This window comes from Afifella sp. JA880, from assembly GCF_025379905.1.
GTDB classification, from domain to species: Bacteria; Pseudomonadota; Alphaproteobacteria; order Rhizobiales; family Afifellaceae; genus Afifella; species Afifella aestuarii.
The window spans coordinates 165,630-179,346 of sequence record NZ_JAOANH010000002.1 but is presented as its reverse complement, the minus strand read 5'-3'; the positions used below and the strand labels follow the sequence as shown (position 1 = coordinate 179,346).

The 13,717-nt window shown below is 62.9% G+C and carries 15 protein-coding genes; all 15 read left to right on the top strand.

Annotated elements, in window-relative coordinates:
* Positions 1-130: 130 nt before the first annotated feature.
* The 15 genes from nifH to NYQ83_RS08990 all read left to right on the top strand — a co-directional run bounded on the left by nifH (position 131) and on the right by NYQ83_RS08990 (position 13,716).
* Positions 131-1,030 carry a nitrogenase iron protein gene (gene nifH / locus NYQ83_RS09060; protein WP_092811147.1) on the top strand — a complete coding sequence of 300 codons (900 nt, stop codon included), beginning with the start codon at positions 131-133 and terminating at the stop codon, positions 1,028-1,030.
* Positions 1,031-1,099: 69 nt separating this feature from the next.
* Entirely contained in the window at positions 1,100-2,599 is a 1,500-nt protein-coding gene (nifD, locus tag NYQ83_RS09055; RefSeq protein ID WP_261214247.1) for a nitrogenase molybdenum-iron protein alpha chain, read from the top strand.
* Between the two features lie 31 nt (positions 2,600-2,630).
* Positions 2,631-4,166, top strand: a complete 1,536-nt coding sequence (gene nifK / locus NYQ83_RS09050; RefSeq protein ID WP_261214246.1) for a nitrogenase molybdenum-iron protein subunit beta — start codon at positions 2,631-2,633, stop codon at positions 4,164-4,166.
* Positions 4,167-4,192: 26 nt separating this feature from the next.
* Entirely contained in the window at positions 4,193-5,638 is a 1,446-nt protein-coding gene (gene nifE / locus NYQ83_RS09045; protein ID WP_128291595.1) for a nitrogenase iron-molybdenum cofactor biosynthesis protein NifE, read from the top strand.
* Positions 5,639-7,036: a nitrogenase iron-molybdenum cofactor biosynthesis protein NifN gene (gene nifN / locus NYQ83_RS09040; RefSeq protein ID WP_261214245.1), complete on the top strand. Its 1,398-nt coding sequence runs from the start codon at positions 5,639-5,641 to the stop codon at positions 7,034-7,036.
* A complete protein-coding gene (gene nifX / locus NYQ83_RS09035; RefSeq protein ID WP_409976985.1) occupies positions 7,008-7,502 on the top strand; it encodes a nitrogen fixation protein NifX in 495 nt (164 codons plus the stop codon). The genes nifN and nifX overlap by 29 nt, the downstream gene beginning before the upstream one ends.
* 2 nt (positions 7,503-7,504) lie before the next feature.
* Positions 7,505-7,981 (top strand): NifX-associated nitrogen fixation protein, encoded by a 477-nt coding sequence (locus NYQ83_RS09030; RefSeq protein ID WP_261214244.1) that lies wholly within the window; start codon positions 7,505-7,507, stop codon positions 7,979-7,981.
* Between the two features lie 44 nt (positions 7,982-8,025).
* Positions 8,026-8,322 (top strand): ferredoxin III, nif-specific, encoded by a 297-nt coding sequence (gene fdxB / locus NYQ83_RS09025; protein ID WP_261214243.1) that lies wholly within the window; start codon positions 8,026-8,028, stop codon positions 8,320-8,322.
* Between the two features lie 4 nt (positions 8,323-8,326).
* Complete coding sequence (locus tag NYQ83_RS09020; RefSeq protein ID WP_261214241.1) at positions 8,327-8,947, top strand: nitrogen fixation protein NifQ; 621 nt, start codon at positions 8,327-8,329, stop codon at positions 8,945-8,947.
* A gap of 157 nt (positions 8,948-9,104) precedes the next feature.
* Positions 9,105-9,425: a HesB/IscA family protein gene (locus NYQ83_RS09015; RefSeq protein WP_128291600.1), complete on the top strand. Its 321-nt coding sequence runs from the start codon at positions 9,105-9,107 to the stop codon at positions 9,423-9,425.
* A gap of 11 nt (positions 9,426-9,436) precedes the next feature.
* Positions 9,437-9,907 (top strand): NifU family protein, encoded by a 471-nt coding sequence (locus tag NYQ83_RS09010; protein ID WP_261214239.1) that lies wholly within the window; start codon positions 9,437-9,439, stop codon positions 9,905-9,907.
* A gap of 10 nt (positions 9,908-9,917) precedes the next feature.
* Complete coding sequence (nifS, locus tag NYQ83_RS09005; RefSeq protein ID WP_261214236.1) at positions 9,918-11,120, top strand: cysteine desulfurase NifS; 1,203 nt, start codon at positions 9,918-9,920, stop codon at positions 11,118-11,120.
* Complete coding sequence (gene nifV, locus NYQ83_RS09000) at positions 11,113-12,267, top strand: homocitrate synthase (protein ID WP_261214234.1); 1,155 nt, start codon at positions 11,113-11,115, stop codon at positions 12,265-12,267. Before nifS ends, nifV begins: the two co-directional genes overlap by 8 nt.
* A gap of 48 nt (positions 12,268-12,315) precedes the next feature.
* Positions 12,316-12,657, top strand: coding sequence for a nitrogenase stabilizing/protective protein NifW (gene nifW / locus NYQ83_RS08995; RefSeq protein ID WP_261215154.1), 342 nt, complete (start codon positions 12,316-12,318; stop codon positions 12,655-12,657).
* Between the two features lie 204 nt (positions 12,658-12,861).
* Positions 12,862-13,716 carry an electron transfer flavoprotein subunit beta/FixA family protein gene (locus tag NYQ83_RS08990; RefSeq protein WP_128291605.1) on the top strand — a complete coding sequence of 285 codons (855 nt, stop codon included), beginning with the start codon at positions 12,862-12,864 and terminating at the stop codon, positions 13,714-13,716.
* Position 13,717: the final 1 nt, after the last annotated feature.

Sequence of the window (13,717 nt, the reverse complement as noted above, 5' to 3'; positions counted from 1 at the left end):
TCTCACAACCGATTAATAAATAAAGGAAATTCCGTTTTCTCCAAGTTGGCACGCCCTTTGCGTATCTAAGGGCACGCGGCCGAGAGCGCCCGCTGGAACAGTTTTGAACCGGACAACCTGGAGAGACACTATGAGTTCACTTCGCCAGATTGCGTTCTACGGGAAGGGCGGCATCGGCAAGTCGACCACTTCTCAGAACACCCTCGCGGCACTTGTCGAAATGGGGCAGAAGATTCTGATTGTGGGTTGCGATCCGAAAGCGGATTCCACCCGCCTCATCCTCAACACCAAGATGCAGGACACGGTTTTGAGCCTCGCGGCCGAGGCGGGCTCTGTGGAGGATCTCGAGCTCGAGGACGTTCTCAAGCTCGGCTACAAGGGCATCAAGTGCACGGAATCCGGTGGTCCTGAGCCCGGCGTCGGCTGTGCCGGCCGCGGCGTCATCACCGCCATCAACTTCCTCGAAGAAAACGGTGCCTATGACGATGTCGATTACGTCTCCTACGACGTGCTCGGCGACGTGGTCTGCGGTGGCTTTGCGATGCCGATCCGCGAAAACAAGGCGCAGGAAATCTACATCGTCATGTCCGGCGAGATGATGGCGCTTTACGCCGCCAACAACATCGCCAAGGGCATCTTGAAGTACGCCCATTCGGGCGGCGTGCGTCTCGGCGGCCTCATCTGCAACGAGCGCCAGACCGACCAGGAGCTGGAGCTGTCGGAAGCGCTGGCAGAGAAGCTCAATACCAAGCTCATTCACTTCGTGCCGCGCGACAACATCGTCCAGCACGCCGAGCTGCGTCGTCAGACGGTCATCCAGTACGCCCCAGATTCCAACCAGGCGAAGGAATACCGGACGCTGGCGGAGAAGATCCACGCGAATTCCGGCCAGGGCACGATCCCGACGCCGGTTTCCATGGACGAGCTTGAGCAGATGCTGCTCGATTTCGGCATCATGAAGACCGAGGAGCAGGCGCTCGCCGAACTCCAGGCCAAGGAAGCCGCAAAGGCCGCCGAAGCCGCGGCCTAATTGTCCCGCCCGGCCGCCGCGGGGCGGTGGCCGGGCTCATCTTCAACATTGTTCGATGAGGAGAGCGCTATGAGCCTCGACCACAAGAACGACGCCGAGTTCCACGCCAGCCTCATTGAGGAGGTGTTGAAGGCCTATCCGGACAAGGCCCAGAAGAAGCGGAGCCGGCATCTGAGTGTCGCCAAGCCTGCGGATGCGTCCGAAGAGGGCGGCGAGCAAAATCTGTCGGAATGCGCCGTCAAATCCAACATCAAGTCGATCCCGGGCGTCATGACGATCCGCGGCTGCGCCTACGCCGGATCCAAGGGCGTGGTGTGGGGCCCGGTGAAGGACATGGTCCATATCAGCCATGGCCCTGTCGGCTGCGGCCAGTATTCCTGGGCCCAGCGCCGCAACTATTACACCGGCACGACCGGCGTCGACACCTTCGTGACGATGCAGTTCACCACCGACTTCCAAGAGCGTGACATCGTCTTCGGCGGAGACAAGAAGCTCGAAAAGGTGATCGACGAGATCAACGAGCTGTTCCCGCTCGCCAACGGCATCTCCGTGCAGTCGGAATGCCCGATCGGTCTGATCGGTGACGATATCGAGGCCGTGGCGCGCAAGAAGAAGAGCGAAACCGGCAAGACTGTCGTGCCGGTGCGCTGCGAGGGTTTCCGTGGCGTGTCGCAGTCGCTCGGCCACCACATTGCCAATGACACGATCCGCGACTGGGTGCTCGACAAGAGCGAGCGCGAGTTCGAGGCGACGGATTACGACGTCACCATCATCGGCGACTACAATATCGGCGGCGATGCCTGGGCCTCGCGCCGGCTCCTGGAAGAGATGGGCCTCAGGGTTATCGGCAGCTGGTCCGGCGACGGCACGCTCGCCGAACTCGAGCAGGCGCCGAAGGCGAAGCTCAACCTCATCCATTGCTACCGGTCGATGAATTACATCTGCCGCCACATGGAAGAGAAGCACGGCGTGCCGTGGACGGAGTACAATCTCTTCGGCCCGACGCAGATCGCCCAGTCGCTGCGCCATATCGCCAGCTATTTCGACGATACCATCAAGGAAGGTGCCGAGCGCGTCATCGCCAAGTACCAGCCGCTCGTCGATGCCGTCATCTCAAAGTACAAGCCGCGCCTCGAAGGCAAGACGGTGATGCTCTATGTTGGCGGCCTGCGTCCGCGCCACATCGTCAATGCTTATGACGACCTCGGCATGGAAATCGTCGGAACGGGTTATGAATTCGCCCATAACGACGATTATCAGCGCACCGGCCATTACGTGAAAGAAGGTACGCTCATCTACGATGACGTGACCGGTTACGAGCTGGAGAAGTTCATCGAGCAGATCCGGCCCAATCTCGTCGGCTCGGGCATCAAGGAAAAGTACCCGGTGCAGAAGATGGGCATCCCGTTCCGTCAGATGCATTCCTGGGACTATTCCGGCCCCTATCACGGCTACGACGGTTTCGCGGTCTTCGCCCGCGACATGGACCTCGCCATCAACAACCCCGTCTGGGATCTGTTCGACGCTCCCTGGACCAAGACCGAGCCGCTGGCGGTCGCCGCCGAATAGCGCGCGCCGAGCCTCAAGAAGGAATGGACCCATGCCACAATCTGCAGAGAAAGTCCTCGACCACAGCCTTCTGTTCCGGGAGCCGGAATACAAGGAGATGTTCGCCAAGAAGCGCGCGGACATGGAAAATATGCCTGCCGCCGAGAAGGTGCAGGAAACTGCCGACTGGACGAAGAGCTGGGAGTATCGCGAGAAGAATTTCGCCCGCGAATCCCTTTCCATCAACCCGGCAAAGGCCTGCCAGCCGCTCGGCGCCGTCTTCGCGGCGGCGGGCTTTGAGAAGACGCTGAGCTTCGTGCACGGCAGCCAGGGTTGCGTCGCCTATTACCGCTCGCATCTCTCCCGCCACTTCAAGGAGCCGTGCTCGGCGGTCTCCTCGTCGATGACGGAAGATGCGGCCGTGTTCGGCGGCCTCAACAACATGGTCGAAGGCCTGAAGAACGCCTATGCGCTCTACTCGCCGAAGATGATCGCGGTGTCGACGACCTGCATGGCCGAGGTGATCGGTGACGATCTGCAGTCGTTCATCATCGGCGCCAAAGAAAAAGAGTCGGTGCCGCAGGATTTCCCGGTGCCCTTTGCCCACACTCCGGCGTTTGTCGGCAGCCACACGACCGGCTACGACAACATGCTGCGCGGCATTCTCGAGGGCTTCTGGGCCAATGCGGAGGTCACGAAGAACGAGACGATCAACATCGTGCCGGGCTTCGATGGGTTCGCGGTCGGCAACAACCGCGAGCTGAAGCGCATCCTCGACCTGATGGGCGTGGAATATACGATCCTCTCCGACGTCTCCGATCAGTTCGACACGCCTTCGGATGGCGAGTTCCGCATGTATGACGGCGGTACGACGCTGGAAGCTGCGAAGAACGCGGTCAATGCCAAGGCGACGATCAGCCTGCAGCAATATTGCTCCACGAAGACGCTGCAATACGCGAAGTCCTTCGATCAGGAGACGGCGAGCTTCCACTACCCGATGGGGGTGGCTGCGACCGACGAATTCCTGATGAAGGTGTCCGAGATCACCGGCAAGGAGATCCCGGAGGAGCTTCGGCTGGAGCGTGGGCGTCTCGTCGATGCGATGGCCGACAGCCAGGCCACCTTGCACGGCAAGACCTACGCCATCTACGGCGATCCGGACTTCGTCTATGCGATGGCCCGCTTCGTGCTGGAATTCGGCGGCGAGCCGCGCCACTGCCTGGCGACCAACGGCACCAAGCCGTGGGCGAAAAAGATGCAGGCGCTCTTCGATTCTTCGCCCTTCGGTGCGGAATGCAAGGCCTATCCGGGCAACGATCTGTGGCATATGCGGTCGCTTCTCGCCACCGAGCCGACGGATTTCCTGATCGGCAATTCGCATGGCAAGTTCCTGGAGCGCGACACGGGCGTGCCGCTCATCCGGCTGACCTTCCCGATCTTCGACAGGCACCACCACCACCGCTTCCCCGTCTGGGGCTATCAGGGCGGATTGCGGGTTCTGGTGACGTTGCTCGACAAGGCGTTCGACACGCTCGACGCGGCCGGTCTCGAGCCGGGCGGTGACATTTCCTTCGATTTGACCCGCTAAAAGGCGGGCGGCGCCGGGAGGCGATCATGGGCGAAGTCTTGAGGTCGAAAACAGCCGAACTCTTCAACGAGCCGGGCTGTGCGAAAAACCAGGCCAAGAGCGAAAAGGAGCGCAAGAAAGGCTGCTCCAAGCCTTTGGTGCCAGGCGCCGCCGCAGGCGGTTGTGCCTTCGACGGTGCCAAGATCGCGCTGGAGCCGATCGTCGACGTCGTGCATCTGACGCACGGGCCGTCGGCGTGCGAGGGCAACAGCTGGGACAACCGCCATGCTGCCACTTCGGGGCCGAGCACTTACCGGCTCGGCCTCACCACCGATCTCTCCGAGCTCGACATCGTCATGGGCAACGGAGAAAAGCGACTGTACCGGGCGATCAAGGACGCGATCGCCCGCTACGACCCGCCGGCCGTCTTCGTGTATCAGACCTGCGTGCCTGCGATGATCGGCGACGATATCGAGGCCGTCTGCCGCCACGCGGCCGAGAAGACCGGCACGCCCTGCATCCCGGTCCTGTCGGCCGGATTTTCGGGCAAGAAGAATTTCGGCAACAAGCTCGCCGGTGAGGCGCTCTTCAAGCACGTCATCGGCACCATCGAGCCTGAATATACGACGCCGACGGACGTCAATATTCTCGGCGAATACAATATCGTCGGCGAGATCTGGCAGATCAAACCGCTTCTGGAAAAACTCGGTATCCGACTTCTCGCCAACATCACCGGCGATGCGCGCTACCGCGATCTCGCTGGGGCGCACCGCGCCCGCGTCAACATGATGATGTGCTCGGCGGCCCTCATCAATCTGGCGCGTCAGATGGAAGAGCGCTGGGGCATCCCGTACTTCGAAGGTTCTTTCTATGGCATCGCCGATACGTCGGCGGCGCTGCGCACGCTTGCCCGGATGCTGGTCGAGCGCGGAGCTCCCGAAGATCTTTTGCAGCGCACGGAAGTGCTCATCGCGGCGGAGGAGGCGCGGGCCTGGGCGCGCATCGAACCTTACCGCGAGATCCTCAAGGGCAAGCGCGTCATCCTCTATACGGGCGGGGTCAAATCCTGGTCGATCGTCTCCGCGCTCCAGGAAATCGGCATGAAGATCGTCGCCACCTCGGTGCGGAAGTCGACGGAAGGCGACAAGGAGCGGATCAAGGAGATCATGGACGATCCGCATATGGTCGGCTCCGTGCCGGCCCGCGAGATGTATGCGAGGCTCGCCAATGACGAGGCGGACATTCTCCTGTCGGGCGGCAAGACGCAGTATGTCGGCCTGAAGGCGCGCAGGCCGTGGCTCGATATCAACCAGGAGCGCAATTACGCCTATGCCGGCTATGACGGCACCGTGGCGCTCGTCGCCGAGCTCGCGAAATCCTTGTCCAATCCTGTTTGGGAAGAAATCCGCCGGCCTGCACCCTGGGAAATCTCCGCTGATATCGTGCCGCTCGATTGCGGACCGCAATCGCGTTCCGGCCTTGGGGAGGCTTGAATGGCCACGCTTCTGCAGCCGAAAAAAAGCGGCTCGATCAATCCTTTGAAGTCCTCCGCGCCGCTCGGGGCGGCGCTTGCCTATCTCGGCGTCGATGGCGCCGTGCCGCTCTTTCATGGTGCGCAAGGCTGCACCTCCTTCGCTCTGACGCTCGCCGTCCGTCATTTCCGCGAGGACATGCCGATGCAGACGACGGCGATCGCTGAGGTCGAGACGATTTTGGGGGGCGCCGACAATCTGGAGGAGGCGCTCGTCAATCTGCAGTCGCGGATGAACCCGAAGTTCATCGGCATCGCATCGACGGCACTCATTGAGACGCGCGGCGAGGATATCACCGGCGATCTCCTGTCCATCATGCAGCGCCGCCACGAACTGGCACGTACGGCCATCGTCTACGCCTCGACGCCGGATTATGTCGGGGCGCTCGAAGACGGCTGGGCGAAGGCGGTGACGGCGATCATCGAAGGCCTCGTCGTTCCGGGGGAACGCCGGCAGAAAAGCCTACGGCAGATCAACATCCTGCCTGGCGTGCATCAGACGGCGGCCGATATCGACCAGTTGCGTGATATGGCGGCGGCCTTCGGTCTCGATGCTGTCGTCCTGCCGGACCTTTCCGGTTCTCTCGATGGGCATGTGAACGCCGAGTTCACGCCGATCACATCAGGCGGCACGAAACTCGAAGATATCGCCGACATGGGCGAGGGGCTCGCCACCATTGCGATCGGCCAGCATATGACCCCGGCGGCAGAGGCCCTCGAAGGGCTGACTGGCGTGCCGAGCACGGTTCTTTCGAGCCTGACGGGCCTTGCGGCGAGCGATGAACTCGTGGCGCTGTTGTCGCGCATCTCGGGCGTTGCGGTCCCCGAAAACCTCAAGAGGCGCCGCAGCCAACTCGTCGACGCGATGCTCGACTGCCACTTCTATCTAGGCGGCAAGCGGATCGCGATCGCGGCCGATCCGGACCTCATTTATCAGCTCGCCGTCTTCTTCAAGAGCCTTGGCGCGGAGATCGTCACGGCGGTGACGACCACCAATCATTCGCCGCTTCTCGAAAAGGTGCCGGCGAAAGACGTCGTCGTTGGCGATCTCATGGATTTCGAAGAACGGGCGGCCGCGGCAAAGGCCGATCTCCTCGTCACGCACAGCCACGGACGACAGGCTGCGGAACGGCTCGGCCTGCCGCATCTGCGCGTCGGGTTCCCGATCTTCGACCGGCTCGGCGTCCAGCACCGCGCGATGGTCGGCTATGCGGGAAGCCGTGACTTTCTCTACGAGGTCGGAAACATCTTCCTCAGCCTCATCAAAGAGAAAACGCCCGAGGATTTCGCCTCGGCCGAAGTGCCTCCCTTCAAGGTTCAGGAGAAGCGCGATGTCGGTCAGACACTTGCAATTGGTTGAACGGGAGGAAGTCATGTCGGTGACCGCTGAGAGCGACGAGCCGAAGCTGCGCGTGGCGATCGCAACGCAGGATATGAAGGGGCTCAACGCGCATTTCGGCTCGGCCCGCAAATTCGCGATCTACGACGTGACGCCGACGGCTTCGCGCTTCGTCTCCGCCGCCGCTTTCGACGACGTGTCCGATGAAAGCGGCAAACATCGCCAGGAGGGCGACGACCGCATCGGATCGAAGATCGAGGCCTTGAACGGCTGCCATCTTCTCTTCTGCCTGGCGATCGGCGGGCCTTCGGCCGCGAAAGTCATCAATGCGCGCATCCATCCCGTCAAATTGCCGGCGCCGGAGCCGATCGACGGCCTCATTGGGCGCGTGCAGACGATGATGTCGACCAATCCGCCGCCCTGGCTGCGAAAGGTCATGGGCACGGCGCAGCCGCGGTCGATGGATTTTCTCGACGAGGAGGATTGAGCATGGCGGAAGCGTTGATGTCGGCGGGCGACGCGGACCAGAAGGCCATGGGCTCGCCCTTCCTCAAATCGCTCGTCGCGCTCTACCGGGCGGAGGATTCCTACGGCGCCTGGGAGAGCAAGAGCGATGCCGAGCTTCTCGAGGAGTTCATCGTCACCGCCGAAGAGCGGCGGGCAAAGCCGATCATCGACGATCCCGACCCCGACCTTCTCGACCGGGTGGACAAGTTCTATCGCGCCGTCGGTCTGACGGTCGAGCGCGAGACGGGGCTCATGGCCTCGCCGATGATGAGCATGCATTGGGAAGGGTTCGGGCGCGTCATCCTGACGGCCGGCAAGCTCGTGATCTTCGCGAAGTCGCTGCGCGACGTGCACCGCTTCGGTTTCGAAAGCCTCAGTGACCTCGCCGAGGCCGGCATGAAGGTCGTGCGCCAGGCGCGCGAGACGATCGATACCTATCCAGACGTGGCCCGCGCCTGAGGCGTGGCCGATGAGAGGGGCTTGGGCGAGCCCAGGGGGACAAGATGAGCTTCGTGACACGTGACGGCCGGGACTGGACGCCGGAATATCTTCTTTCGATCGATCCGAAGAAATGCATCGGCTGCGGGCGCTGCTACAAAGTCTGTGCGCGCAACGTGATGACACTTCGCGGCGTCACCGAAGACGGTGATTTCGTCGACCTCGAGGATGAGGATGACGACGAGCTGGAGCGCAAGGTGATGGTGCTCGGCGATGCCGGAAACTGCATCGGTTGCGGCGCCTGCGCCAGGGTCTGCCCGACGGGCAGCCAGACGCACGGGGCCGAGGCGCTCGCGGCCTGATACGATGGACGCGGCGGAGGTCTACGATTTTCTGATGGAGGGCGGCGAGCGGCCGCTCTGCAATGCGTTCGACGCGCATGTCATTGCCTCCGTGCTGGCGCTCGCCATTTCGGAAAGCCGCAAGGAGGAGGTGTCTGTCGTCGAGACATTGGGCCTCGACAGCGACAATCTCAAAGACCTCGTCGACGCGCTCTTTCCGCATGCGGCGGCGGTTTTCGAGGGCCTTCCGGCCAATGTCGCGCCCCAACGCAGCGATGACGAGGCCTGCCTTCTCGACCTCTTGATGAGTGGCACGACCGAGGACAGCTCTCTCGAAATGCGGTTTGCTGAGATCATCGCGCGGCGCTGTCAGCGACCGAACCATCTCTGGCAGGATCTCGGTCTCCGCAACCGGCGCGAACTCGGCTGGCTGATGGAGCGGCACTTCGAGATGCTGTCGGAGGCCAACAGCCAGGACATGAAGTGGAAGAAGTTCTTCTACCGCATGATCTGTCGCGATACGGGCTATCAGATCTGCACCGCGCCGACCTGCCGCGAATGCGACGACTTCGAGACTTGCTTCGGCGATGAGAGTGGCGAAAGCCTGCTTGCCCGCGTCAAGCGTGATGCCGAGAAGGCGTCCTGAGGGCGCATCGATCCTTCCCGCTGTTGCGAAGGCGCCTGTCGGCTTTGTGACATTGGTGCGGAATGCGACATTCCTTCAATCTCTGAATATCCTTTAAAACAATACTTTATGGTTTGGCATGCGGCTTGCTGCGCTCCTGGCAACGAAGGAGCAAGGCATGATCCAGCTGACCGAGGCCGCCGTGGATGCGCTGCGCACAGCGATCGCCGGGTCTGAAGAACCGGTCGAGGGCCTGCGCCTGATGGTCGAGAGCGGCGGCTGTGCCGGCCTCAAATACATGATGGGCCTCGTCGGTGAGGCCGAGCCGAGCGATGTGCTGGTGGAGCAGGCGGGCATCAAGGTCTTCGTCGACCCGATGAGCATCGCCTACCTCGAAGGCACCACCGTCGATTTCGTCACCAGCCTGGAGGGCGCCGGGTTCACCTTCGACAATCCGAAGGCGACCTGGAGCTGCTCCTGCGGCAAGTCCTTCGGATGATGGAGAGCCCCATGACTGATTTTACCCCCCTTTATCAGGATGAGCTTGTGGAGACGGCTGCCGAAGAGCGAGAGGAGCGCTGCGAAGGCGCGGCCCGCCCGGGTGAGAAGCCGATGGTGCGGCTGACGCTTCTCAACCGCACGCAGATGCCGAAGAGGCCTGCGTCGTCGCCCGAGGCGCGCGTTGGGAGCGCCGAGGGCGAGACCGGCTCGCGCAAGGCGGCGGCGTTTGGGCTCGGTCTCAGCCGTGAGGAGAAATTCGCTCTCGTCGAAGAGGCGCTGGAGGATATCCGCCGCTACATTGCGGGCGATGGCGGCGACTGCCAGCTCGTCGATATCGAAGACAACAAGATCATGGTGCGGCTGACCGGTGCCTGCGTCGGCTGCCAGCTTGCCGGCGTGACCATCGGCGGCATCCAGATGCGGCTGATGGCGAAGCTCGGCGCGCCCGTCCGCGTCATCCCGGTTCACCCGAGACATTGAGGAGGCGGTGATGCGGCCCGTCTATCTCGATGCCAACGCCACCACACCCGTTGATCCCGACGTGCTGGCGGCGATGCTGCCGTTCTTCACGGAGCATTTCGGCAATCCCTCGTCACCGCACGGCTTCGGCTCGGTGGTTGCCGCGGCCGTGAAGCGGGCGCGCGGGCAGCTTCAGTCGCTGCTGGGCGCCGAATCGGACCAGGAAATCACGTTCACCTCCGGCGGAACGGAATCCGATACGACCGCCATCCTGTCCGCACTCGCCACACAGGAGGGCCGCAACGAGCTGATCGTCTCGGCGGTGGAACACCCGGCTGTCCTCGCGCTCGCTCAGGATCTGGCGAAACGCGCTGGTGTGGTCGTCCATGTCATACCGGTCGACGGGCGGGGCCGGCTCGACATTGATGCCTATGAGAAGGTGCTCGGTCGTCAGACGGCTCTCGTCTCCATCATGTGGGCGAACAACGAGACCGGCACGATCTTTCCGGTCGAGCGGTTGGCTGCGATGGCGCACGAGACCGGCGCGCTCTTCCATACCGATGCGGTGCAGGCGGTCGGCAAGATCGCGATGGATCTCCAATCCGGCGCGATCGATATGCTGTCGCTCTCGGGACACAAGCTGCACGGACCGAAGGGGATCGGTGCGCTCTATGTCCGTCAGGGCGTGCCGTTTCAGCCGCTCATTCGCGGGGGGCGTCAGGAACGGGGACGCCGCGCCGGCACGGAAAATGTGCCGGCCATCGTCGGCCTCGGCAAAGCCGCGGAGCTTGCCGCCTTCCATCTCTATGACGAACAAACGCGCGTGCGGGAGCTGCGCGACCACCTGGAAGCGGGCGTGCTGGCCGTGATCGACAAATGCATCGTGACCGGTGACGTGGACAATCGCCTGCCGAATACGAGCAACATCGCTTTCGATGGCGTCGAAGGCGAGGCGATCGTGCATCTTCTGTCGCGCGATGGCGTCGCCGTTTCGTCCGGCTCGGCGTGCAGCTCCGGCGGCATGGACGCCTCGCATGTGATCCGCGCGATGCGTCTTCCCTTTACGGCGGCGCATGGTGCCGTGCGTTTCTCCCTGTCGCGCGACAACGAGAAAGCCGATGTCGATCGGCTGATTGAGATCCTTCCCGACATCATCGAAGAGCTGCGCGCCGTGTCTCCGTTCTGGCGAAAGGCACGGCAGCCCGCAAAGCCACAGGAGCGTCTCTATGCTTGAGGAGCGCATCGTCCCCCGTCACATCGCCTTCAACGATTCGACGCTCCGCGATGGTGAACAGGCGCCGGGCGTCGCCTTCTCGATCGACGAGAAGGTGGCGATCGCGCGGGCCCTCGATGCGGCCGGTGTCGACGAGATCGAGGCGGGCACGCCGGCGATGGGGGAGGCCGAGATCGAGAGCCTTGCGGCGATCGGCGAGGCGGTGACGGGTTCGCGCGTCATCGCCTGGTGCCGGATGACCAAGGGCGATGTCGATGCCGCGCTGAAGACCGGTCTCAAAGAGGTCAATCTCTCCGTGCCGATGTCCGATCGGCAGATCAAGGCGAAGTTCGGCACTGATCGTGCGGACGTTCTCGACCGCATTCGCAGCGTCATCCCTTATGCCCGCGCGCATGGGCTCCGGGTCGCGCTCGGCGGCGAGGATTCAAGCCGCGCCGATCTCGATTTCATTCGTCGGGCCATTGGGGTCGCGCAGGAGGCGGGCGCCGTCAAATTCCGCTTCGCCGATACGGTCGGTATCCTCGACCCGTTCACGACCTTTGCCGTCTTTCAGCGGCTGCGGGCGATGAGCGATCTCGATCTGGAATTTCATGGCCACGACGATCTCGGCCTTGCCACGGCCAACACGCTGGCCGCGATCCGCGGGGGAGCCACGCATGCCTCCGTCTGCGTTCTCGGCATCGGCGAGCGTGCCGGCAATGCGGCGCTCGAAGAGGTGGCGACGGCGCTCGATCATATCAGTGCCCATAAGAGCCGGGTCGACCTTACGCATCTGACGGGGCTCGCGGAGCTCGTTGCGGGGGCGGCAGGCCGTCCGATCCCCGAATCGAAGCCGATCGTCGGGGCCGCCGCCTTCATGCACGAATCCGGCATCCACGTTTCCGGCCTTCTGCGCGATCCGGCAACCTATGAGGGTCTCAATCCGGAGCGGCTCGGGCGCGCGCGCACCATCGTTCTCGGCAAGCATTCCGGCATCTCCTCGATGCGCCATGCGCTCGAGACTCTTGGACTTGCCGCCGACGACACGCAGACGCGCACGCTTCTCGACCTGGTCCGCGCAGAGGCCGCCAAGGCCAAGCGCGCGGTCGGCCTTCACGAAGTTGCCGCTCTTCATGCGGCGCTGACGGCACGCGAACTCGCGGCCTGACCGGTTCTCAAGGGAAAGCGCGGCCCTGAGGCCGCCGCTGCGGAGGATATCATGGGCGTTCTGGACGAATTGCGGGAGCTGTCGGCCGCGGAAGAGTTTTTCGCGTGTCTCGACGTGCCGTACGATCCGAAGGTGGTGCATGTCGCGCGCCTGCACATTCTGCGGCGCATGGGCGAGTATCTCGCCGCCGACCATCTCGACGATCTCGATGATGAGGCCGCGCGCGAAGCGTGCCGCACGCATCTGGCGCAGGCCTATGAGGACTTCACACGGTCGTCGCCCCTCGAACAGCGCGTCTTCAAGGTGCTGAAGCAGGCCGCGGGTGGACCGAAGCCGAAATCAAAGCCCTTCGTGGCGCTCAACACCCTGACAGGGCGCGCCAACCAGTGACACTTCTGTCGGGTTTGCGACAGCTACCGTCCGCTTTTGGCCGTGTCGCGCAAACCCGACAATCCGTAAAAGCACATTAACATCATATAGTTACGAGATTTTCGAGATTGGCACGCTGCTTGCGAAAGACCTGATGAGGTCTTGAATTCGGCACCGGCCACCAGACGCAAGCTGGCTCCGGTGCGCATGAGGAAGGCAGGAACGATGCAGATCGTCGTGTGTATCAAGCAGGTTCCGGACAGCGCCCAGATCCGCGTTCATCCGGTCACCAACACCATCATGCGCCAGGGTGTGCCGACCATCATCAACCCTTACGATCTTTTCGCGCTCGAAGAGGCGTTGCGGCTGCGCGACAAGTCTGGCGGGGAGGTGACCGTTCTCTCCATGGGCCCGCCGATGGCCGAGGATTCGTTGCGCAAGGCGCTGACTTTCGGGGCCGATCGCGCGGTGCTCCTGACGGATCGCTTCTTTGCAGGCTCCGACACTCTGGCGACGAGTTTTTCCCTGTCGCAGGCGATCAAGAAGATCGGCGAGGTCTGGGGCGCGCCCTCGATCGTGTTCACCGGCAAGCAGACGATCGATGGGGATACGGCTCAGGTGGGGCCGGGAATTGCGACGCGCCTCAACCTCAATCAGCTCACCTATGTCGCGAAGATCGGGCCGATCGACCGCGAGGGCGGCACGATCGAGGTGGAGCGGCGCGCGGAAGGGGGTGTGCAGGTTCTGCAGACCAAGCTCCCCGTTCTCATCACCATGCTCGAAGGCACCAATGAGATGCGGCGCGGCTCGCTTTCGGCCGCGCTCTCGGCGGCCAAAGCCGATGTGACGGTGTGGAACGCCGCGGATATCGGCATCGAGGACGTCACCAAATGCGGCCTGCGCGGATCGCCGACGGTCGTCAAGCGCGTCTTCGCGCCGACGCCGCGCGAAGAGAAAGCCGAGCAGCTTCCCGTCAGCGGCAAGGGCCCTGACGAGATCGCGGACACGCTCATGAACGAGATTTTCAGCCGGCATCAGACGATCGAAGACGATCTGATGAATTTCGCGGCCGGGCAGTAGG

Coding starts and splice junctions, on each gene's coding strand:
- NYQ83_RS08990 (WP_128291605.1), top strand. CDS start 12,862: ATGCAGATCGTCGTGTGTATCAAGCAGGTTCCGGACAGCGCCCAGATC.
- nifE (WP_128291595.1), top strand. CDS start 4,193: ATGGGCGAAGTCTTGAGGTCGAAAACAGCCGAACTCTTCAACGAGCCG.
- nifN (WP_261214245.1), top strand. CDS start 5,639: ATGGCCACGCTTCTGCAGCCGAAAAAAAGCGGCTCGATCAATCCTTTG.
- NYQ83_RS09015 (WP_128291600.1), top strand. CDS start 9,105: ATGATCCAGCTGACCGAGGCCGCCGTGGATGCGCTGCGCACAGCGATC.
- nifH (WP_092811147.1), top strand. CDS start 131: ATGAGTTCACTTCGCCAGATTGCGTTCTACGGGAAGGGCGGCATCGGC.
- NYQ83_RS09010 (WP_261214239.1), top strand. CDS start 9,437: ATGACTGATTTTACCCCCCTTTATCAGGATGAGCTTGTGGAGACGGCT.
- NYQ83_RS09030 (WP_261214244.1), top strand. CDS start 7,505: ATGGCGGAAGCGTTGATGTCGGCGGGCGACGCGGACCAGAAGGCCATG.
- nifS (WP_261214236.1), top strand. CDS start 9,918: ATGCGGCCCGTCTATCTCGATGCCAACGCCACCACACCCGTTGATCCC.
- nifK (WP_261214246.1), top strand. CDS start 2,631: ATGCCACAATCTGCAGAGAAAGTCCTCGACCACAGCCTTCTGTTCCGG.
- fdxB (WP_261214243.1), top strand. CDS start 8,026: ATGAGCTTCGTGACACGTGACGGCCGGGACTGGACGCCGGAATATCTT.
- nifX (WP_409976985.1), top strand. CDS start 7,008: ATGTCGGTCAGACACTTGCAATTGGTTGAACGGGAGGAAGTCATGTCG.
- NYQ83_RS09020 (WP_261214241.1), top strand. CDS start 8,327: ATGGACGCGGCGGAGGTCTACGATTTTCTGATGGAGGGCGGCGAGCGG.
- nifD (WP_261214247.1), top strand. CDS start 1,100: ATGAGCCTCGACCACAAGAACGACGCCGAGTTCCACGCCAGCCTCATT.
- nifV (WP_261214234.1), top strand. CDS start 11,113: ATGCTTGAGGAGCGCATCGTCCCCCGTCACATCGCCTTCAACGATTCG.